16 protein-coding genes are annotated in these 22,016 nt (G+C 65.4%); 8 read left to right on the plus strand and 8 right to left on the minus strand.

Annotated elements, in window-relative coordinates; genetic code table 11:
* Nucleotides 1-30 precede the first annotated feature (30 nt).
* From ACVIIV_RS31740 to ACVIIV_RS31755, 4 genes are all read left to right on the plus strand, one after another.
* A complete protein-coding gene (locus ACVIIV_RS31740; RefSeq protein ID WP_456748938.1) occupies nucleotides 31-1,881 on the plus strand; it encodes an ATP-binding protein in 1,851 nt (616 codons plus the stop codon).
* A 45-nt stretch (nucleotides 1,882-1,926) separates the two neighbouring features.
* The gene (locus ACVIIV_RS31745; RefSeq protein ID WP_456748875.1) at nucleotides 1,927-3,621 is read left to right on the plus strand and encodes a thiamine pyrophosphate-requiring protein; all 1,695 of its coding nucleotides are present in this window, start codon (nucleotides 1,927-1,929) and stop codon (nucleotides 3,619-3,621) included.
* Between the two features lie 310 nt (nucleotides 3,622-3,931).
* Nucleotides 3,932-6,430, plus strand: a complete 2,499-nt coding sequence (locus ACVIIV_RS31750; RefSeq protein WP_456747700.1) for a GAF domain-containing protein — start codon at nucleotides 3,932-3,934, stop codon at nucleotides 6,428-6,430.
* Between the two features lie 79 nt (nucleotides 6,431-6,509).
* On the plus strand, nucleotides 6,510-8,150 hold the full coding sequence (locus ACVIIV_RS31755; protein ID WP_456748876.1) for an alpha/beta hydrolase: 1,641 nt from the start codon (nucleotides 6,510-6,512) through the stop codon (nucleotides 8,148-8,150).
* 57 nt (nucleotides 8,151-8,207) lie between these two features.
* On the opposite strand, the gene ACVIIV_RS31760 is transcribed toward ACVIIV_RS31755, so the two are convergent.
* Both ACVIIV_RS31760 and ACVIIV_RS31765 read right to left on the minus strand, forming a co-directional pair.
* Entirely contained in the window at nucleotides 8,208-9,791 is a 1,584-nt protein-coding gene (locus tag ACVIIV_RS31760) for an MDR family MFS transporter (RefSeq protein WP_456747701.1), read from the minus strand.
* A gap of 157 nt (nucleotides 9,792-9,948) precedes the next feature.
* Complete coding sequence (locus tag ACVIIV_RS31765; RefSeq protein ID WP_456747702.1) at nucleotides 9,949-10,464, minus strand: YcgN family cysteine cluster protein; 516 nt, start codon at nucleotides 10,462-10,464, stop codon at nucleotides 9,949-9,951.
* 292 nt (nucleotides 10,465-10,756) lie between these two features.
* Here ACVIIV_RS31765 and ACVIIV_RS31770 point away from each other — a divergent pair, with 292 nt between their 5' ends.
* Genes ACVIIV_RS31770 through ACVIIV_RS31780 form a run of 3 tightly spaced genes read left to right on the plus strand, consistent with a single transcriptional unit; the run spans nucleotide 10,757 to nucleotide 14,214 of the window.
* Nucleotides 10,757-13,045, plus strand: coding sequence for a transglycosylase domain-containing protein (locus ACVIIV_RS31770; RefSeq protein ID WP_456747703.1), 2,289 nt, complete (start codon nucleotides 10,757-10,759; stop codon nucleotides 13,043-13,045).
* 9 nt (nucleotides 13,046-13,054) lie between these two features.
* Nucleotides 13,055-13,633 carry a DUF1214 domain-containing protein gene (locus ACVIIV_RS31775; RefSeq protein WP_456747704.1) on the plus strand — a complete coding sequence of 193 codons (579 nt, stop codon included), beginning with the start codon at nucleotides 13,055-13,057 and terminating at the stop codon, nucleotides 13,631-13,633.
* Entirely contained in the window at nucleotides 13,630-14,214 is a 585-nt protein-coding gene (locus ACVIIV_RS31780) for a DUF1254 domain-containing protein (protein ID WP_456747705.1), read from the plus strand. Before ACVIIV_RS31775 ends, ACVIIV_RS31780 begins: the two co-directional genes overlap by 4 nt.
* A 354-nt stretch (nucleotides 14,215-14,568) precedes the next feature.
* Here the strand turns inward: ACVIIV_RS31780 and ACVIIV_RS31785 are convergent, their stop codons facing one another.
* Nucleotides 14,569-15,000 (minus strand): hypothetical protein, encoded by a 432-nt coding sequence (locus ACVIIV_RS31785; protein WP_456747706.1) that lies wholly within the window; start codon nucleotides 14,998-15,000, stop codon nucleotides 14,569-14,571.
* Between the two features lie 18 nt (nucleotides 15,001-15,018).
* Between ACVIIV_RS31785 and ACVIIV_RS31790 the strand changes: the two genes are divergently transcribed.
* Nucleotides 15,019-15,426 (plus strand): GFA family protein, encoded by a 408-nt coding sequence (locus tag ACVIIV_RS31790; RefSeq protein ID WP_456747707.1) that lies wholly within the window; start codon nucleotides 15,019-15,021, stop codon nucleotides 15,424-15,426.
* Between the two features lie 59 nt (nucleotides 15,427-15,485).
* Here ACVIIV_RS31790 and ACVIIV_RS31795 read toward each other — a convergent pair whose 3' ends face one another.
* The 5 genes from ACVIIV_RS31795 to ACVIIV_RS31815 all read right to left on the minus strand — a co-directional run bounded on the left by ACVIIV_RS31795 (nucleotide 15,486) and on the right by ACVIIV_RS31815 (nucleotide 21,987).
* A complete protein-coding gene (locus ACVIIV_RS31795) occupies nucleotides 15,486-16,016 on the minus strand; it encodes a Spy/CpxP family protein refolding chaperone (protein ID WP_456747708.1) in 531 nt (176 codons plus the stop codon).
* A gap of 24 nt (nucleotides 16,017-16,040) precedes the next feature.
* Nucleotides 16,041-16,523: a DUF411 domain-containing protein gene (locus tag ACVIIV_RS31800; RefSeq protein WP_456747709.1), complete on the minus strand. Its 483-nt coding sequence runs from the start codon at nucleotides 16,521-16,523 to the stop codon at nucleotides 16,041-16,043.
* Between the two features lie 56 nt (nucleotides 16,524-16,579).
* Nucleotides 16,580-17,191, minus strand: a complete 612-nt coding sequence (locus tag ACVIIV_RS31805) for a class I SAM-dependent methyltransferase (protein WP_456747710.1) — start codon at nucleotides 17,189-17,191, stop codon at nucleotides 16,580-16,582.
* A gap of 186 nt (nucleotides 17,192-17,377) precedes the next feature.
* On the minus strand, nucleotides 17,378-20,569 hold the full coding sequence (locus tag ACVIIV_RS31810; protein ID WP_456747711.1) for an efflux RND transporter permease subunit: 3,192 nt from the start codon (nucleotides 20,567-20,569) through the stop codon (nucleotides 17,378-17,380).
* The gene (locus tag ACVIIV_RS31815) at nucleotides 20,566-21,987 is read right to left on the minus strand and encodes an efflux RND transporter periplasmic adaptor subunit (RefSeq protein ID WP_456747712.1); all 1,422 of its coding nucleotides are present in this window, start codon (nucleotides 21,985-21,987) and stop codon (nucleotides 20,566-20,568) included. The genes ACVIIV_RS31810 and ACVIIV_RS31815 overlap by 4 nt, the downstream gene beginning before the upstream one ends.
* Nucleotides 21,988-22,016: the final 29 nt, after the last annotated feature.

Genomic DNA, 22,016 nt, shown 5'->3' on the forward strand with positions numbered 1-22,016 from the left:
CAGATCGGCAGGTTCAATCCTCGCGAATTGGTGGAGCTGCTCGACCAGGCTCTGGGATTTCGCGCCCCCGCCGCCGACGGCGCCCCGCCCCGCCACGAAACCCTCATGGCGACGATCGACTGGAGCTTCAAGCTGCTGTCGCAGAGGGAGGCCAGACTGTTCGGCCTGCTGTCGGTGTTCAGTGACGCGTTCGATGTTGAGGACGCGGTCTTCGTCGCCGAGGCGGGAGGACTCACGCCGGTCGACGTCGTCACCGGCCTCGGCAGGCTCGTTGCCAAATCGCTTTTGAGCGCGCAGGCTCGGGGCGCCACCCTGCGCTATCGATTGCTCGACAGCACGCGGCGCTATGCCGCCGAACGGCGCCTGGCCGATCCTGCCTGCGGCCAGGTGCTGCGCCGCCATGCGGAGCGCGTGCTTGCGGTGTTCGAACAGTCCGAGGAGGAGTGGAACTGGCGCGAGCCGGCCGATTGGACACAGCGCTACCTTGGTCGCATAGCCGACTTGCGCGCGGCTCTTTCATGGGCATTGGGCGAGGAGGGCGATCCTGTCCTCGGAATCAGGCTCACGGTTGCGGCGATCACCTTGTGGTCGGAAACCTCCATCCTGTCGGAAGCGCAAGCGCGGTTGCAGGACACGCTCGCCTTGGCCAAGACCGTCGCGTGCGACGATCTGTCGAAGGCAAAGCTGGCCTGTGCTCTTGGATGGAGCCTGTTCTACGCCCGCAAGATGTCGAATGAGAATGAGGTTGCCTGGCTGGATGCGATCGCCTTTGCAAGACGGGCCGGCAACATCGAGTATCAGCAGCGCGCGCTGGTGGGCTTTGCCTTTTACCTGTTGCAGATCGGCGAGGTCCCGCGCGCCACAGCCTATCTTGAGGAGGCCACGGAGCTGGCCGACCGTGACCGCGATTTGACCGCAACGTCCGAAGCCGACCGCGCGCTGGCCTGGGCCCGCGCCTTTGCCGGCGAATTGAGCAAGAGCCGCCCGGTTCTCGACCGTCTCGCCGCAACCTATTCGCTGGCCGAGGGCCGTTCGCGCAAGGATGCGAACGAAGTCTACCGGTTCATCACCGTCCGCTTCAACCTGCCATTCGTGGCGTGGATGCAGGGGCAGGCCGACTACGCGGCGAGGCTGGCTCGCGACGCCGTCGACGCCGCGGATCGCAGCGGCCATTGGGTGTCGCAGTCGAATGCACTGGGGCTCGCCGCACTTCCTGTGGCGCTCGAAACTGGCAATCTGGACGCGCTCGCTGGCTTCACGATGCGACTGCGTCGCAACCTGGAACGCGAGCGCATCTCGCGCTGGGTTCCGGTCGAGCGCTATTTCTCCGCCTGCCTTCGCGACTTGCGCGGCGATCCGCGCGCGGTGGAGGATATTCGCGCCGCGATCGAGGAATTGATCGAATGTCGCTTCCTGATGCGGATCGGCAGCTATCTCGCGGTCCTCGCCCGCGCCTATCTACGGCAAGGGCGGATCGCCGAGGCGCACGAGGCCATCACGCGGGCGATCGGCCATCAGGAGCGCCAGGGCGAGCGCTGGTGCCGGTCGGAACTTCAGCGCGTCGACGCCGCGATCCTCCTCCACGCCGGCGAGCCGCTGCGCGCCGAAAAGCGGCTACAACAAGCGCTCGCCGAAGCGCGCGCCATAGGCGCGATGACATTCCAGTTGCGGATCGCCACCGATCTCGCGGCGCACTGGATCGCGACCGGCCGCAGGGCCAAGGCTGTCCGGCTGCTCTCCCCGATCTATAGCGAGTTCACCGAGGGCTTCGAAACGCCGGATCTCCTTGCGGCCAAGCGCCTGCTGCAGCGGGTTCGGCCGACCGCGAGCGACTGCGGCGACTATCACCGGTTGGAGCCGGTGCACGCTCGCGATGCATAGCTGGCCTACCGCCGCGCACGCCGCGCGCGCTTTACGCTTCCCGAAATTCCTGATCCTCTCGCCAACAAGCCGGATCAACCGGCCCCGCCTGAGGAGAGAGACGCCATGAAGCTCGGCACCGCCATCGCGGAAATCATGAGGCGCGAGGGGATCGAGATCCTCTGCGGCTATCCGGTCAACCATCTGATCGAGCACGCGGCCAAGGCCGAGATCCGCCCCGTGATGGTGCGGCAGGAGCGCGTCGGCATCCACATGGCGGATGCGATCTCGCGGGTGACGTCGGGGCGCAGCATCGGCGCGTTCTGCATGCAGCATGGGCCGGGCGCCGAGAACGCGATGGGCGGGGTCGCGCAGTGCTTCGGCGAATCTGTCCCCGTGCTGGTGCTGCCGATGGGCTATCAGCGCAGGCTGGCGCATATCGAGCCGAACTTCAATTCCAGCGAGGCGATGAGGCCGTTCGCGAAGTCGTCCGAGCCGATCGTCCTCGCGACTGAGGTCGCCAACATCTTCCGCCGCGCCTTCACCAAGCTGAAGAACGGGCGCGGCGGGCCGGTGATCGTCGAAATCCCCTCGGACATGTGGAACGAGGAGGTGCCGGAGCCGCTGCACTACACGCCGGTGCTGCGCACCCGCTATGGCGCCGATCCTGTTCACGTGAAGGAAGCAGCCAGCCTGCTGGTGAATGCAAAGCGGCCGGTGATCTATGCCGGCCAGGGCGTGCATTACGCGCAGGCCTGGCCGCAGCTAAAACGGCTCGCGGAGCGGCTGGCGATCCCCGTCACCACCAGCTTGGGGGGCAAATCGTCATTTCCGGAAACGCATCCGCTCTCGCTCGGCTCGGGCGGGCTCGCGGTACCGCGCGCGGTGCCGAAGTTTCTCGCCGAGGCCGACGTCATCTTCGGCATCGGCTGCTCCTTCACCGAGACCAATTTCGGCATCGCGATGCCGAAAGGCAAGACCATCATTCATTCCACGCTCGATCCCAACCATCTCAACAAGGATGTGGAAGCCAAGATCGGCCTGGTCGGCGATGCCGGCCTCGTGCTCGACGCACTGCTGGAGGAGATCGGCAAGACCGTCACCGCGGATCGCGATGCTTCGGCGGTCGCGGTCGAGATCGCGGCCTCGCATAGGGAATGGCTTGCGAAGTGGATGCCGAAGCTCACCAGCAATGACGCCCCCTTGAGCCCCTACCGCGTGCTGTGGGACCTTCAGCACACCGTCGACATCGAGAACACCATCATCACGCATGATGCCGGCAGCCCGCGCGACCAGCTCTCACCGTTCTGGAAAGCAGTAAAACCCCTCACCTATCTCGGCTGGGGCAAGACGACGCAGCTCGGCTACGGGCTTGGTCTTGCGATGGGCGCCAAGCTCGCAAGACCCGACAAGCTCTGCATCAATGTCTGGGGCGATGCGGCCATTGGTTTCACCGGCATGGATTTCGAGACTGCGGTGCGCGAGCGCATCCCGATCATGTCGATCCTGCTCAACAATTTCTCGATGGCGATCGAGTTGAAGGTGATGCCGGTTTCGACTGAAAAATATCGCTCGACCGACATCTCCGGCGACTACGCCGCGATGGCACGCGCCTTTGGCGGCCATGGCGAGCGGGTGGAGCGGCCTGAGGACATCGTCCCCGCGATCAAGCGCGGTATCCAGAAGACAAGGGAAGGCGTGCCGGTGCTGCTGGAGTTCATCACCAGCAAGGAGACCGAGGTGTCGCGGCCGGGCACGTGAGCCCGGCCGGAGTTGCACCTCTCGCCAGCGGAGAAGGTCGGATTGTCTTGGCGCACAATTGCGTGCCTGAGCAATCCGGTGAGGGGCCGCAGCGGATAGTGGGAGCGTAACCCCTCACCTGGACCGCATCTTCGATGCGATCCGACCTCTCCCTTTGGGAGAGGTGATCCCCGCCGCGGGCTTCATCGCTTCAATTCAAGTTCATCCGGTTCGGTGCCGGTCCCGCTGTCGTCGGCGCTGGCTCCGGCCGCATAAGATGTGATAATCCGGCCCGGTGCCGCGCATGTCGCGGCATCAAGCCGGATCAGGAATGACTACCCCTTCAAACGAAATCGAGGAACTCGAGCGCCGATTGCAGTCGGCCGCGGCCGAGAATGCGCAGCTGCGCAGTGAGCTTGCGATTGCGCGGGATCGCCAGAGTGCCAGCGCGGAGATCCTGCGCACCATCGCGGCCTCGCCCTCCGACGCGCGGCCGGTCTTTGCGGCGATCGCGTCCAGCTCGAAGCGCCTGCTCGGCGGCTTCTCCGCCACCGTGCTTCAGTTCATCGGCGACGAGCTGCATCTCGTGGCATTCACGCCGACCAGCCCGGAGGCTGACGAAGGGCTGAAGACGTCATTCCCGCGCAAGATCGCGGACTTCCCGACCTTCGCCCTGGTGCGCGACGGCGAGACGATCCAGTTTCCCGACAGCGAGGCCGCCGACGTCCCGGAGCTGAACCGGCAGCTGGCGCGGCTGCGCGGCTTCCGCAGCGTCCTGTTCATGCCGCTGATGAGCCGGGGCACGCCGGTCGGCATGATCAGCGTCACGCGGGCCGAGCCGGGCGCATTCGCACCCGAGCTCGTACAGCTGCTCCAGACCTTTGCCGACCAGGCCGTGATCGCGATCGGGAATGCGCGGCTGTTCAACGAGACCAAAGAAACGCTCGAGCGCCAGACCGCCACCGCGGACATCCTGAAGGTAATGGCGGCCTTCCCGTCCGACGTGCAGCCGGTGTTCGAGGCCATCGCCACCAATGCCAACCGGCTGATCGGCGGCTTCTCCACCGCGGTGCTGCGCTATGTCGACGGCGCCGCGCATCTTGCGGCATTCACGCCGACCGATCCGGCCGGCGATCGCGTGCTCCAGGCTTCCTTTCCGGTGCCGTTCGCACAGTTCCCGCCCTACCGGCTCGTGGCCAATGGTGCCGCCGCGCAACTGCCGGACACCGAGCTCGAGCCGGCCGCGCGCGACATCGCGCGTGCGCGGGGCTATCGCAGCATGCTGTTCACGCCCTTGATGAGCGAGGGCGAGGCCATCGGCATCATCATCGCCACGCGCCGCGCGACCGGCAACTTCGCCGAGCATCACGTGCGGCTGCTGCAGACCTTCGCCGACCAGGCCGTGATCGCGATCAAGAATGTCAGCCTGTTCAACGCCACGAGGGAAGCGCTGGAACGTCAGACCGCGACCGCCGACATCCTCAAGGTGATCGCGGCCTCGCCCGCCGACGTCACACCCGTTTTCCAAGCCATCTCCGACAGCGCCAAGGCGCTGATCGGCGGCCATTCCTCGACCGTCACCCGCGTCGTCGACGACATGCTGCATCTGGCCGCCTTCACCACCGACAATGAGGCCGGCAATGCGGATCTGCTCAGCTCATTCCCGACGCCGCTATCTTCGTCCGGCATTCACAGCCGCGTGGCGACGAGCGGACAATATGCCTTCCGCAGCGACATGCAGAACGAGCCTGATCTCACCGAGGCCATGAAGGAGCTGGCGCGAGCACGCGGCTATCGCAGCATCCTGGTGGTGCCGATGCTGCGCGACGGCGTTGCGATCGGCACGATCGCCGTCACGCGGCGGGAGCCCGGTCATTTTCCTGACAAGGCGATCAACCTGCTCAAGACCTTTGCCGACCAGGCCGTGATCGCGGTCGAGAACACGCGCCTGTTCAACGAGGTGCAGGACCGCACCAGCGAGCTTGCCAAATCGCTCGATGATCTGCGCGCAGCGCAAGACCGGCTGATCCAGACCGAGAAGCTGGCTTCGCTCGGCCAGCTCACCGCCGGCATCGCCCATGAGATCAAGAACCCGCTCAACTTCGTCAACAATTTTGCCTCGCTTTCCGCCGAGCTGACCGAGGAGCTGAACGAGGTGCTTGCGCCAGCCCCCCTCGCAGACGATCTCCGCGCGGAGGTCGACGAGCTCACGGGGCTTCTGAAGGACAATCTGCAGAAGGTCGTGCAGCACGGCCGCCGTGCCGATTCCATCGTCAAGAACATGCTGCTGCATTCGCGTGAAGGCGGCGGCGAGCACGGGCTCAGCGACATCAACGCGCTGGTCGAGGAAAGCCTTAACCTCGCCTATCACGGCGCACGCGCCGAGAAGCCCGGATTCCAAGTGACACTGAAGCGCGAGCTCGATCCGGCGGCGGGGCACGCCGAAGTGTTTCCGCAGGAAATCACCCGCGTGCTGCTGAACCTGATCTCGAACGGATTCCATGCGGTCACCAGGCGCAAGGCCGACGACGTCGCCAACTACGAGCCGACGGTGATCGCCGCAACGCGCGATCGCGGCGACGACATCGAGATCACCATCCGCGACAACGGCACCGGCATTCCGGACGAGGTGAAGGAGAAGATGTTCAATCCGTTCTTCACCACCAAGCCGGCCGGCGAAGGCACCGGGCTCGGGCTGTCGATGAGCCACGACATCGTCGTGAAGCAGCACGGCGGCACGATCGAGGTCGCGACCGTGCCGGGAGAGTTCACCGAATTCACGATCGTGCTGCCGCGGAAGAGCGGCTTCATGGCGAGCGACAAGGGATAGCATCACCTCGGAGGATTCGTTGAAGAGTCTCGCGTGGTTCATTCGGCGCCAATTGCTCTCGCTGTCCGGCGTCGGCCTCATGCTGGGCGCGCTGTTCTTCGCGGCCGCGCTGACGCCGACGCTGATCCCGCGCAGCTATCCCACGCAAGGTGCCCTCGCCGGCGGCTGCTTTGCTATCGGCTATTTCGCCGGCGTGCTGTGGCGGCGGCTGTGGCATTATCTCGAATTGCCCGAACCGTCGACGCGCGCGAGATCGATTGCGAATGCGCTGGCCGCCGTCATCTGCCTGCTCGTCGTCATCGTATGTCTATGGCGCACCGTCGAATGGCAGAACTCGATCCGCGCCGTGATGAAGATGACACCGGTCGAGACCGCGCATCCGTTCAAGGTCTGCGCCATTGCCCTGGTCACATTCGTGGTGCTGCTGGTGCTGGGACGGCTGTTCACGCTCGTCGCGGGCTTCCTCGCTGCGCGCACGCGGCACCTCATCCCGCGGAAAGTCGCGAACGTCATCGGCGTGCTGATCGCGGGCTTGCTGTTCTGGTCGATCGCCAGCAATGTCCTGATCCGGACGGCATTCAACGCGCTCGACTCCTCCTTTCGCGAGCTCGATATTCTGCTCGAGCCCGAGCGGCCGCAGCCGACCGCGTCGAATCGGACGGGTAGCCCGGACTCCCTGGTGAGGTGGCAGGAGCTCGGGCGCATGGGGCGCCGGTTCATTGCCTCGGGCCCGATCGCGGCCGAGATCAGCGCCCTCGCGGGACGGCCCGCGCAGGATCCCGTGCGCGTCTATGTGGGGCTCGCCAGCCGCGACACGCCGCAGGCGCGCGCCAAGCTCGCGCTCGACGAGTTGAAGCGCCAGCACGGTTTTGAGCGTAAGGTCCTGGTCGTGGTCACGCCGACCGGCACCGGCTGGATCGATCCGGCCGCGATGGACACGGTGGAATATCTCCACCATGGCGATGTCGCGAGCGTCGCGCTCCAATACTCTTATCTCAACAGCCCGCTGTCGCTGCTATTCCAGCCGGAGTACGGAGCAGAGGCGTCGCGTGCGCTATTCGCTGAAATCTATGGCTACTGGACGACGCTGCCGAAGCGCAGCCGGCCGCAGCTGTATCTTCACGGGCTCAGCCTCGGCGCCATGAACTCGGAAAAGTCTGCAGAGTTGTTCGAGACGATCGGCGATCCGATTGCGGGCGCGCTTTGGAGCGGGCCGCCGTTCGAAAGCCGCAGCTGGCGCTCGATCACCGCGAACCGCAATCCGGGCGCGCCGGCGTGGCTGCCGGAATTCCGCGACGGCCGCTTCGTCCGCTTCATGAACCAGAATGGATCGACGGTGCCGGCAGATGCGCCCTGGGGTCCGATGCGCGTCGTCTATCTGCAATATGCCAGTGACGCGATCACGTTCTTTGCCTACCGCGACGCCTACCAGGCGCCGGCCTGGATGACGGTGCCGCGCGGGCCGGACGTCTCACCTGAGCTGCGATGGTATCCCATCGTCACGATGCTGCAACTCGCCCTCGACATGGCGGTCGCGACCCATACGCCGATGGGCTTTGGCCATGTCTATGCACCCGAGCATTACGTCGACGCCTGGGTCGCGGTGACCGATGTCCATGATTGGTCGGCCGAGGCGCTCGCACGGCTGAAGGGACAGCTGGCGGCGAAAGCGCGGCAGACCACGACCGCAGGGAATGACGATCCCGATCGCGGCGGCTAGGCGTGATCCGGAAAGGCCGCGGTCTTCCGAAAGATCACGCTCAGCCAGTGGAACCCTTCACTCCGCCATCTCGACGGTTGGCTGCGCCGAGGGGCCGGCCAGTGGCCGCTCCTCCATCATAATCAGGCACAGCGCGGCGGTGGTCATCAGCGCAGTGGCGGCGCCGAACACGTAGCGGAATGCGTGCCGCATGTCGTCGGCGGGTATCGCGACGGCGCCCGCGGCGTGATGCTCGCCGGCGAGCGGGATGTCGGTGCCGAGCGCGATGAGCAGGATCGCCGCGAACGCCGCGACCGTGAACGAGGACATCAGCGAGCGGAAGAAGTTCATCGCGCCGGTGATGGTGCCGACTTGCGGGCGCGCGACCGAGTTCTGCAGCGAGACCACGCACACCGGGAAGGTCGTGCCGAGCCCAAGCGCGAACGCGGCCATCAGCAGCAGCAGGCCCCAGAGCGGCAAGGTGGTGACCGTGAGCCCGAGGCCGCACAGCGCGGCCCAGGACGTGCCGATGATGGCGACGCGTTTGTAGTGTTTTGCGCGGGCCATGGTGCGGCCGGCAACGGCCGCGCCGACGGTCGAGACCGCCGCGAGCGGGATCAGCGCAAGGCCCGCCTCGCTGGCGGTGAGATGGTAGACCTGCTCGTAATAGAGCGGCAGCTGCACGGTGAGTCCGGTGATCGCCCCTAACCCGCAGCCGCCGGCCGTCAGCGCGAAAGGTGCCACCGATCCCGTCAGCAACGGCAGCGGCAGGAACGGCTCGTCGGCCCGCCGGGCGTGCCACACGAAGCTCACCGCGAGCGCGACGGCACCGCCCACCATCGCCAGCACCGTCGGTGACAGCCAGGCATAGCGCGTACCGCCCCAGGTCAGCACCAGCATGAAGACCACGGCGGCGGCCATCAGCAAGACGCCGCCGAGCCAGTCGACCTTGCGCTTGCGGTGGAACACCGGGATCTTGCTCATCTTGGGCAGCAGCAGTGCGAGCGCTGCAGCCGCAAGCGGCAGGTTGATCCAGAAAATCATAGACCAGTGCAGATGCTCGGCGAACACGCCGCCGATGACCGGGCCGAGGATACCGCCGACCATCCAGACGCTGGAGAAATAGGCCTGGTATTGCCCGCGCTCGCGCGGGCTCACGACGTCGGAGATCACGGTCTGCACCACCGGCATGATGCCCCCGCCGCCGAGGCCCTGAAGCCCGCGTGCCAGGATCAGCATCGGCATGTTCGGCGCGATCGCGCACAGCACCGAGCCCGCGACGAACAGGCTGAGCGAGATGATGATCATGACGCGGCGGCCGTAGATGTCGCTCAAGGTGCCGAACACCGGCGCCACCGCGGTCGAGGCGAGCAGATAGGCGGTGATCACCCAGGACAGATTGGAGACGTCCTGGAACTGGCGTCCGATGGTCGGCAGCGCGGTCGCCACGATGGTCTGGTCCAGCGCTGCCAGGAACATCGTCAGCATCAGGCTGATGACGATGGTGCGGACCTCGTCGGAGCTCAGCGGCACCGGCGGCGCGATGGACGGCGCGTCATCGACGCTGATGACCTCGCTTGGAAGGCGGGACAGCTCCTCGGCGATATCGTCGGGCAACGTCTGGATGTCGGCAGAACTGCTCTGCCGGTCGAACTTGTTCATCTCGATCGGACGTCATGTGGCGGCGCAACGCCGCGAAGGATTCGTTCTATACAGCCCAATGTAGACAGCAAAGCTTTTCCCAGGCAGGCACCGCGGCGCATGGGTGCATCCCGCCCTGAGGTCATCCCGAACACGTGATCTCAAGCCGCGCGGCGGATCAGTCCTTTGGGCGTCGCTTCAGACGAGCCCGTTTCGGCAGCACGGCCGGCCATTGCACGATGTGGTCCTCGAGCTCCTCGTCCGGGACCTCCTCCTCACTGCCCTCCACCCGGCCGCGCACGGAGACGCCGGCTTCATGGACGGTGTTGGGGTCGCCGGAAACCAGCGGATGCCACCAATAGAGGTCGCGCCCCTCGGCGACGAGCTTGTAGCCGCAGCTCGGCGGCAGCCAGTTCAGGGTGCGGACATTGGCCGGGGTCAGGCGGACGCAATCCGGAACCTTGTCGGAGCGATTCGGATAGTCCTTGCAGGCGCAGCTGGCACCATCGAGCAGCTTGCAGCCGATATGGGTGAAATAGATGTGCCCGGTGTCCTCGTCTTCGAGCTTGTTCAGGCAGCAGCGGCCGCAGCCGTCGCACAGGCTTTCCCACTCGTCCCCAGACATCTGTTCCAACGTCTTGGTTTTCCAGAAGAATCCTTCCTGGCCGGAAGGTCGTTTGGGAGCTGCGGTCATGCGCCTCAACAACAATTCGAAAGAGCTACGGCAACGTCATCTACGGCGCGCGGCCGCAAGGGTGCAAGCGAGGCCCCTTTGAGGCCCGTAATGAACCGGGGTCAATTAGGCCTGCTGTTCAAAATCCCGAGCGTGACCATTGGTTTATGGGCCCCGCTCGGCTAGAAGGAACAGCAAGTCCCTCGGATGCTGGCCGGGCGCCTTGGGTTTGCCGCAACATTCCCGCAAGACGTCTCGATGCCGCCCCGGCCGGGTGCTTGAACGGATTCGAAGCAAGCCTCAAGGGTTCTAGGTGCGCCAGATCATACCACCGCATTGGAAGCAGAAGGTCCGGAATTTCTTCCTCGACCTCGATGCGCGCATCGACTCCTCGCTGTTCTCCTCGGCCAAGGGCATCCGCGAGCTCTACGAGCGCTACTCGACCTTCATGGACCGCTTCTATGTCGGGCGCTGGAAGCGATGGGTATTCATCGAGCCGCTGTCGGAGGCCGCGACCCTCGGGCTCGGCGGCCTGGTCGTGATGCTCACCCTCGCCATTCCCGCCTTCCGCGAGACCGCGGACGAGGACTGGCTGAAGAAGTCCGATCTCGCGGTGAGCTTCCTCGACCGCTACGGCAACCCGATCGGCAGCCGCGGCATCAAGCACAACGACTCGATCCCGCTGGAGGATTTCCCGGATGTGCTGATCAAGGCGACGCTGGCGACCGAGGACCGCCGCTTCTACGAGCATTTCGGCATCGACATCGCCGGCACCGCCCGCGCGCTCGTCACCAACGCCCAGGCCGGCGGCGTGCGCCAGGGCGGCTCCTCGATCACCCAGCAGCTCGCCAAGAACCTGTTCCTGAGCAATGAGCGCACCATTGAGCGCAAGGTCAACGAAGCCTTCCTCGCGATCTGGCTGGAATGGCGTCTGACCAAGAACGAGATCCTCAAGCTCTATCTCGATCGCGCCTATATGGGCGGCGGCACCTTCGGCGTCGACGGCGCGGCGCATTTCTACTTCAACAAATCCGCGCGCGACGTGACGCTGGCGGAAGCTGCGATGCTCGCCGGCCTGTTCAAGGCGCCGACGAAATACGCCCCTCACATCAACCTGCCCGCCGCCCGCGCCCGCGCCAACGTCGTGCTCGACAACCTCGTCGATGCCGGCTTCATGACCGAGGGCCAGGTGTTCGGCGCCCGCCGCAATCCGGCCTTCGCGGTCGACCGCCGCGACGAGGCCTCGCCGAACTACTATCTCGACTACGCCTTCGACGAGATGCGCAAGCTGGTCGACACCTTCCCGAAATCCTACACCGAGCGCGTCTTCGTGGTGCGCCTCGCCATCGACACCAACGTGCAGAAGGCGGCGGAAGACGCGGTCGAGAACCAGCTGCGCCAGTTCGGCCGCGACTATCACGCGACCCAGGCTGCGACCGTCGTCGCCGATCTCGACGGCGGCGTCCGCGCCATGGTCGGCGGCCGCGACTATGGCGCCAGCCAGTTCAACCGCGCCACCGACGCCTATCGTCAGCCCGGCTCCTCGTTCAAGCCCTACGTCTACACCACCGCGCTCTTGAACGGTTACACGCCGAACTCGGTCGTGGTCGACGGCCCGGTCTGCATCGGCAATTGGTGCCCGCAGAACTATGGCCATTCCTATTCCGGCTCGGTGACGCTGACGCAGGCGATCACGCGCTCGATCAATGTCGTGCCCGTAAAATTGTCGATCGAGATCGGCCGGCGGGATCAGCCGAAGGCACCGAACCCGGCCAAGGTCGGCCGCGCCAAGATCGTCGAGGTCGCCCGGCGTTTCGGCATCAAGGCACCTCTGCCCGACACGCCGTCGCTGCCGATCGGCTCGGACGAAGTCACCGTGCTCGAGCACGCCGTCGCCTACGCGACCTTCCCGAACCGCGGCAAGGCAGTGACGCCGCATGCGGTGCTGGAGGTGCGCACCGGCGCCGGCGACCTCGTCTGGCGCTGGGACCGCGACGGCCCGAAGCCGCGGCAGGCGATCCCCGCCTCCGTCGCCGCCGACATGGCCGGCATGATGAGCCACGTCGTCAGCGAGGGCACAGCGCGCCGCGCAGCCCTCGACGGCATTCCGACCGCGGGCAAGACCGGCACGACCAACGCGTATCGCGACGCCTGGTTCGTCGGCTACACCGGCAATTTCACCTGCGCGGTCTGGTACGGCAACGACGACTACTCGCCGACCAACCGCATGACCGGCGGCTCGCTGCCGGCACAGACCTGGCACGACATCATGCTCGCGGCGCATCAGGGCGTCGAGGTCCGGGAAATCCCCGGCATCGGCATGGGCCAGAAGCTGCCGCCGCAGCATGTGAGCAACGCACAGGCCAACGCGGCGCCGAAGGTGCTGGAGACCAAGCCGGGTCCGCCGCCGGTGCTGACCAAGCGCGGCGCCGACATTTTGGTGCGCGTCGAGAAGCTGCTGGATGACGCGGCCAAGACTGCGAACAAATCGACGGCAAATGACAGCAAGCCGGCCAGGCCGTCATCGTCGACGAGCGCGCTCGCCTTCCCGCAGAACTATGCGGAAGAGAACGCCAACGCATCCGCCCCGCGCAAGAACTGATCGAAACCCGTGCGGCTGATCCTGATCACATTGACGGCGCTTCTTCTCGCGACGGTGGTCGGCCTAGGTGCGACCTGGATGACGACGACGCGCGGCACCGACATCGGCGCGCTGACCATCGGCGCCTGGACCGCGCGGCCGCGCACCGGCACCGCCGACGTCGATCCCTATTCGCGCGCCACCATCGTGCGCAACGGCGAGCTGCCGATCGGCACCGGCGACGGCGTCGCCTTCACCGCCACCACCGACGACAAGAAGAAGGCGCTCGACGGCCGCTGCGACGTGATCGTCTCCGGCGTGACGCCGCCGGCGCGGTTCTGGACGCTGACGCTGTACGATCGCAAGGGCCATCTCGTCGCCAATTCGCTCCAGCGCTACGGCTTCACCAGCCAGGAGATCGTGCGCTCGTCCGACGGCTCGTTCGAGATCCGGATCGCCTCGCGCTCGCGCGCCGGCAACTGGCTGCCGACCGGCGGCATCGAGCGCTACGCACTTATGCTGCGCCTCTACGACACGCCGGTCGGGGTCGCGACGCGCACCCAGCGCGATGCGCCGATGCCCAGCATCACCACGGTGGGCTGCTCATGATCCGGCTCGCGTTCACCGTCATTGCCGGCGTGGTGCTGGGCCTCGTGGTCCATCTCGTCAGCGTGCTGGGGCTGCCGCGGATCGCGACGCAGGATGCCTATTCGCGGTTGACGCCGATAACGAAGGTGAACGCCGTCACCCAGCTTCCCCTCGCCGACCCCAACACTTCGCCGATGCCGTTCATGGATCCGGCCTTTGCGCTGGCGATCTGCCGCTACGACCTGTCGGGCGGGCCGATCAAGCTGACGGTGCCGGTGAGCCAGGCCTACACCTCGGTGTCGTTCTACACCCGCAACGAGATCGCCTATTACGCCATCAACGACCGCTCCGCCGGCCGCAAGGTGATCGAGCTCGACCTGATGACGGAAGCGCAGCACAATGAGCTGCCCGAGGACGAAGAGGTCACCGCGGCCGACCGGCTGATCATCGACTCTCCCAGCACCACCGGCCTGATCGTGATGAAGGCGCTCGCCCCCGAGCCCGGCCTGATGCAGCAGGCGCAGGCGACGCTTGCCGCTGCGAGCTGCGGGCCTCAGACCGAGCAGCCGGCGAAGGCCGAGGCGCCGCGCGGCCGGCGCTGAGCGCCGCCGTCTCGGCAAGCTAAAACAAAAAGTGCGAAAACAACCCCATGCACAGTAGCGGGGGCATTGAAATCATTACGCTCTTCCGTCGGCGATGACGAAGCTACCGGACGGACGTGCACGCGCCTTTGACTCGTCGGGCAAAACACCGGCATACTGGCATCATCGAGAGTTCGTCACACCCGCGCGGAGCAATCCGTCGCGGGTGTTTTCATGTCGGAGCGGAGAGTGGGATGACTGAGGGATCATCATCGTTCCCTACGACGAGCAAGACCATCGTGCCAGCTCGATCAGAATTGGATTTGGATGCCTGGCCCAGCTGGATTCGAACGACGGAAGCCGAATTGTCTCGAGTCACAGCCCAAGCGCGATCTCGGCCCATTTCAACATGCGGTCGCTATTGAGAAACGCCAGCACCGCCGGCTGCAGTGACGCGGGCGCGCCCGGTGCAACCAAAGCCGTCGCCGGCACCATCTCGCAGCGCTGATTGAAGGGCAGTGAGAGCGCGGCGTTGCGATTTCCCTCGACGCAATAGGCCCGGCTGCGGCCGCGCAGAGCTGGACCTTGCCGTCGCAATCCTCGGCTCCTTTCGTCAACAGGAGCGTTAGGGAAGCACGCCTGCCGGGCTCCATCCTGCGCGGAACTGCGGCGCAGCTCCTGCACATTTCCCGCGGCAGTCAGCGTGGCTCGCATGGCAACAGCTGTCACGCGACAGTAGGACGCAATCGCAAATCGATTGCGCTGTTGAAGCCGCAAATCCCGAGAGCTATCGAGCGGCGAAACCATCTTCGATCGGAGGAACGCATGAGCACCATCACCGGCGGCTGTCACTGCGGCGCAATCCGTTATGAGATCCAGGGCGAGGCGATCGTGCACGCGCTGTGCCACTGCCGCGATTGCCGGCTCCACGCCGGCGCCCCGGTCGTCGGCTGGACGATGTACGCGGAGGATGCCGTCAAGGTAACCAAGGGCGAGCCGAAGGTGTACCACTCCTCGGAACATGTCCGGCGGCACTTTTGTGGCGACTGTGGCACCGGCCTGTTCTATTTCAACGCCAGCATGATGCCGGGGATCATCGACATCCAGAGCGCGACCTACGACGATCCCAATGCCATACCGGCGACGATGCAGATCCAGGTCGCCGAGCGGCTGCGCTGGATGGAGCATGCACACGAACTGCCGGCGTTCGACCGCTTTCCTCCGCAACCGTAGCGGCGGAAGAGGACACCGGCTTCTTTTGCCGTCACCCAGGGATTGGCAAGGCTCTTAGTTCATTGATGGTGGCGGTGGTTCTGCGCAGCGCCGCCGGACGTGTATCCGCGCAGCTCGGCGTATCTCGCCAATTGCGCTTGATCGAGAACCGCTGCGGTACGCAGGTGATATTTGAGATGGGCTTGCCGCAGCTCGCCTTGCGTATTGGCGATCGCCGCTGTGGCAGATCCCAGGCTCTCGACGGTGATCGTGCGGCTCGCGAACTGCCGATCCAGATCCGCCTCCTTCTCGATCAATCTGTGACCGATGGGAGTGGTCTCGGCCTTCATCTCCGAGAACATATCCTCGACCTTGCTCCGCTGCTCCGGATTCAATCCCAGTTGGTCCGCGAGTTCGAGCACGTGGGAGGGCCCGGGATACCCATTGAGCTCCGCCGCGAGCGCGAGCCCCATGCCGCGCCCCGACCGCAGATCGCCGATTTGCTGGTCCGAGAGGGCCTTGATGGGACGGGACTGCATACCGGCATACGGTGTCTGCGCCCACGCGGCAGCCGGCGCGAGCAAGGCGATGATCAAAACGACGATCTTCATGACTTTCCACTCCATTAAGGGTTCTCAACCGATCGCCTGCGAGCCGATAAAGCGCATGAATGGCCTTTGACCATCGGCACCGAACAGCACGACCTCGTAAGGCTGCGGCTTGCCGCCTTCCATTCCGGGCGATCCGACCGGCATGCCCGGCACGGCGAGCCCCTTCGCAACGGGACGCTCCGAGAGGAGGCGCCGCACGGCCGCAGCCGGCACGTGCCCTTCGACGACATAACCCGCGACCTCGGCCGTGTGACACGCGGCCAGGTCCGAGGGGACGCCGAGACGAGTCCGAACAGCATCGAGATCCGCAGTCTCCTCCACCTGGACGGTAAATCCTGCGTCTCGGAGATGCTGCACCCAGCCGGCGCAGCAGCCGCAGCTTGGATCCCTATGCACCGTGACGGTGGCTTCTTCGGCCTGCGCCGCGACGGCAGGCCCGGCAACGACTGCCGCGGCCATCAGCCCTATAAGCGACCGGCGGGTGATCGAATGTGCGCGTTGCTTCATCGTCGGCTTCCTTTCTTTCATCGTTGGATCTCCTCAAGATCGGAGCGTCACAGGCATCAACGAGGGCTCGCTTGGCCCTCGTACATAAACGTCATGGGCTTGAGGCCATTCATATATCCGGTGCGCATCTCGTCGATGCGAAAGCCGCTCCGGGTCAAGACGTCGGCAATGTCCCGATTGAGATGACAACCGCCCGAGATGCGCATCCACGCGGGGGTCAGGCGATCCTGCCACCAACGCACGCGCGGCTCGGGGGCGCGGCCATGCTCGACGAAGACCAGCTTCCCTCCCGGTTTCAGCACACGCCGCACCTCCGTCATGGCGCGATCGACGTCCGGAATGCTGCACATGGTCCAGGTCGTCACGACCGTGTCGATGCTGCGGTCCTCGGTCGGAATTGCCTCGGCCGAAGCTTCAACAAAGTCAACCGGAGTGTCCGGATGGGGAGCGCTCCGCGCCATCTCGAGAAGCTTCGGACCGGGTTCAAGCCCCACAACCTGCTTCACCGTAGCTCCGTAGAACGGCAGGTTGCGGCCGGACCCGATGCCGATCTCAAGTACCCGGCCCTGAGCTGCACCAATCGCACGTTGCCGGTAGGGCGCAAGTTCCTTGTTGCGCATCGCAAGGTCGCAAAGCCGTGGAAGAATGATGTCGTTGTAGAAGCCCATGCGCGCATCTCCTAGCACCGCCGCTCAATGGCCTTGCTGATCTCTTCAGGTGCGGCAAAAATCACGTCGGCACGATCGCCCATCATGCCGGCGCCGCCCACGATACTAGAGCGACGACGATGGGTGCGGTGATCAATTCCATCGTCTCCGACGCTCCCGACACGATGTCGTTCATCATGGCTCACCTCATTCCGCAGGCCCCACGACCCGCAATCTGGCGCCGATCGGCTTTGGCATTTCGGTCGATTGTCCTTTGTCCTCGCTCTTGGGAGGCAAGCGGAAGCCTTTCACCAGCCCGAAGATCGCCGGGATCACGATGAGCGTCAGCAGCGTCGACGAGATCATCCCGCCGATCATCGGCACCGCGATGCGCTGCATGATCTCCGATCCGGTTCCAGTGCTCCACATGATCGGCAGCAGGCCCGCCATGATGGCGACCACCGTCATCATCTTGGGACGGACGCGCTCGACGGCGCCCTCCATGATGGCCTCGTGCAGATCCCGCCGGGTGAAGACCCTGCCCTCGGCGCTGCACTTCGCCTTGATCTCTGCGAGGGCATGCTCGAGGTAGATCAGCATCACGACGCCGGTCTCGGCGGCGACGCCCGCGAGCGCGATGAAGCCGACGGCGACGGCGACCGACAGGTTGAAGCCGAGCCACCACATCATCCAGATGCCGCCGACCAGCGCGAAGGGCAGCGACAGCATGACGATGAGCGTCTCGGTCATGGCCCGGAAGTTCAGGTACAGCAGCAGGAAGATGATCGTCAGCGTCACGGGGACCACGATCTTCAGGCGCGCCGCGGCACGCTGCAGATATTCGTACTGGCCGCTCCAGACCACGTAATATCCGGGCGGGAACTGGATGCTGTCCGTCACCGCGCGTTGCGCATCGGCGACATAACTGCCGATGTCGCGATCGCGGATGTCGACATAGACGTAGGTCGCGAGCTGGCCGTTCTCCGTCCGGATCGAGGTCGGCCCCCGCGCCGGCTCGACCTTGGCGACCTCGCCGAGCGGCACGGCGCCGCCCGCGGGCATCGGCACCAGGATGTCGCCCGCGATCGCCTTGGGATTGTCGCGCAGGTCGCGTGGATAGCGCATGTTCACCGTGAACCGCTGCCGTCCCTCCACCGTCGTCGTCACCGTCTGACCACCGAGCGCGGCCGCGATGGTGTCCTGAACGTCCTGGATCAGGATGCCGTATCGGGCGAGCGCCTCGCGGTCCGGGACGATCTCGAGATAGTAGCCGCCGATGCCGCGCTCGGCGTAGGCCGAGGACGTGCCCGGGACGGTCTTGATCACCCGTTCGACCTGCCGCGCCAGCCGGTCGATCTCGACAAGGTCGGTGCCGATCACCTTGACGCCTACTGGCGTGCGGATGCCCGTGGACAGCATGTCGATGCGCGCCTTGATCGGCATGGTCCAGGCGTTGGAGACGCCCGGGAACTGCAATGCCTTGTCCATCTCCGCAATCAGGCTATCGACGGTGACGCCGGGGCGCCACTGCTCCTTCGGCTTCAGGTTGACCACGGTCTCGAACATCTCGGTCGGCGCCGGGTCTGTCGCGGTCGCCGCCCGCCCCGCCTTGCCGTAGACCGACGCGACCTCCGGGAACGACCTGATGATACGATCCTGCGTCTGCATCAATTCGGCCGCCTTGGTGACCGAGATGCCGGGCAGCGTCGTCGGCATGTAGAGCAGCGTGCCCTCGTCCAGCGTCGGCATGAACTCGGTGCCGAGCTGCCGCGCCGGCCAGACCGTGACGGCGAGCACGACCAGCGAGGCCAGGATCACCAGCGTCTTGGCGCGCAGCACGCCCTTGATGACGGGCCGGTAGATCCAGATCAGGAAGCGGTTGATGACGTTCCTGCGCTCGGGAACGATCCTGCCGCGGACGAAGATCACCATCAGCGCCGGCACCAGCGTGACGGACAGCAGGGCCGCAGCAGCCATCGCGAAGGTCTTCGTGAACGCCAGCGGGCTGAACAGCCGCCCTTCCTGCGATTCCAGCGTGAAGATCGGCATGAACGAGACGGTGATGATGAGCAGGCTGAAGAACAGCGCCGGGCCGACTTCGGACGCAGCGTCGATCAGGATCTGGACGCGCGACTGATCGGGCCTGGCCCGTTCGAGGTGCTTGTGGGCGTTCTCGATCATGACGATCGCGGCATCCACCATGGCTCCGATCGCAATCGCGATGCCCCCGAGGCTCATGATGTTCGATCCCAGTCCCAGCAGCTTCATGGCGCCGAACGCCATCAGCACGCCGACCGGCAGCATCAGGATCGCGACCAGCGCACTGCGGACATGAAGCAGGAACACGATGCAGACGAGCGCAACCACGATGCTCTCCTCGAACAGCGTGTGCTTGAGCGTATCGATGGCCGCGTAGATCAGGTTGGAGCGATCGTAGACCGGGACGATCTCGACCGACTTCGGCAGGCTGCTTGCGATCTGCTCGAAGCGCTTCTTGACGTTCTCGATGACGTCGAGGGCGTTGACGCCGAAGCGCTGCAGCACGATGCCGCTTGCGACCTCGCCCTCGCCGTTCAGCTCGGCGATGCCGCGCCGCTCGTCCGGTCCGAGCTCGACATTGGCGACGTCCCGCAGCAGCACCGGTGTGCCGTTGCTGGTCTTGAGCACGATGTTGCCGAGATCGTTGATGCCCTTGATGTAGCCCTTGCCGCGGATGACGTATTCAAACTCCGACAGCTCGACGGTGCGCCCGCCGACGTCGGCGTTGCTGGCGCGGATGGCGTCGCGGATCTTCTGCATGCTGATGCCGCGGTCGCGCATCCGCTGCGGGTCGAGGATCACGTTATATTGCTTGACGAAGCCGCCGATGCTGGCGACCTCGGCGACGCCTTCGGCCTTGGCCAGCGCGAACTTCAGATTCCAGTCCTGGATCGTGCGCGTGTCAGCGAGGTTCAATTCCCTCGACATCACGGCATACTGATAGACCCAGCCGACGCCGGTCGCATCGGGCCCGATGGTCGGAGTGACGCCGGCGGGAAGCCGCGACGACGCGCCGTTCAGGAACTCCATCACGCGCGATCGCGCCCAATAGATGTCGGTGCCGTCCTCGAAGATCACGTAAACGAACGACACGCCGAAGAAGGAGAAGCCGCGCACCACCTTCGATTTCGGCACGGTCAGCATCGCCGTCGTCAGGGGATAGGTGACCTGGTCCTCGATCACCTGCGGCGCCTGGCCGGGATATTCGGTGTAGACGATGACCTGCGTGTCCGAGAGATCCGGGATCGCGTCCAGCGGCAGGTGGAGCAGCGCGTAGAGACCGGCGGCGGCCGCAAAGCCGGTGCCGAACAGCACCAGCAGCAGGTTACGCGCTGACCAGGCGATGATGCGGGCGATCATTTGTGCTCTCTCACCGCATGGCCCGCGTCAGAAGCTTGAGGAGCAGCCTCGGCGAAGCCTTTGAGCGCAGCCTTGAGATTACTTTCCGCATCGATCAGGAAGTTGGCGGATGTGACCACGGCTTCTCCGTCGGCAAGGCCGTCCCGCACCTCGATATAGCCGCCGCCGCGCCGGCCGAGCTTCACCTCACGCGGCTCGAAACGCCCCTCCCCCTTGTCGACGAGAACAGCCTGCCGCGTGCCGGTATCGAGCACTGCGCTGTCCTGTATCGCCAGGACGGGCGCACCATCGGCCGTGTCGACGTCGGCATCGACATACATGTCCGGCAGCAACACCGCGTCGGGATTGGCGAGCTCGATGCGGACGCGAACCGTCCGCGTTTCGCGGTTCACCTGCGGATAGATCACCGCGATCTTGCCGCTGAACGTCCGGCCGGGAAAGCTGCGCGCGCGCACCGCAACGGACTGCCCGACCGCGATGTTGCCGAGATCGCGCTCGGCGACGTCGACCAGCGCCCAGACCAGCGAGGTGTCGGCGATGCGGAACAACACGTCGCCGGGATTGGCGCGCATGCCTTCGATCGCATTGCGCTCGAGCACGACCCCGTCGCGCGGCGCCGACCAGTGGATGGTGACGGGCGCGACGTGCGTTTTCTCCATCTCGGCGATCACCCGCTCGGGGACGTCGAGATTGACCAGCCGTTGCCGCGAGCCGCGGCCATAGATCTCAACGCCGCCCACCGTCTTGGAGGTGATCGTCGCGAGATATTCGGCCGCCGCGGATGCGACCGCCGAACTGTAGATCTCCATCAGCGGCTGGCCTGCCTTCACGCGGGTGCCGGTGGTGACGTCCGCGATCTTCTGCACGAAGCTTTCGGCGCGCATCGCGATCACCGACACGCGGCGCTCGTCCAGCTGGATCGTGCCGGGCGCCTTCACCAGCACCCGGATCGCTCGCCGCGCGACCGGCTCGGACTTCACGCCGGTGCGCTGGATCTTGCCGGGCGACAGCCTCACCGTGCCGTCATCGACGTCCTCGCCTTCGTAGACGGGGATATAGTTCATCCCCATCGGGTCCTTCTTCGGCACGGGCGACGTGTCGGGCAAGCCCATGGGATTGCGGTAGTAGAGGATTTTTCGCGACGAAGCCGCCTGCGGTGGTTTCGTTGCCGCTGCAGCCGTCTGATCGTCATCGTAGACCGGCAGATAGTCCCGTCCGCGATCATCCTTCTTTGGACCGGCCGACCAAAGCGGCGCACCGCTCGGATCGCGGTAATAGAGCGGAGTTTTGGCGCCGTCCGCCGTGGCCGAGGCGACCTCGGCATGAACGGACCAGCGTCCATCGTTCATGGACCAGGTGGCGCCCAGGACCAGGCTGCCGGTGAGCGCGAGTGCGGTGAGAAGACGGAGCGTGTTCATCGCCAGATACCGCGCGCACGGAGCGCGCG

The sequence above is a fragment of the Bradyrhizobium sp. USDA 4354 genome, assembly GCF_054060315.1.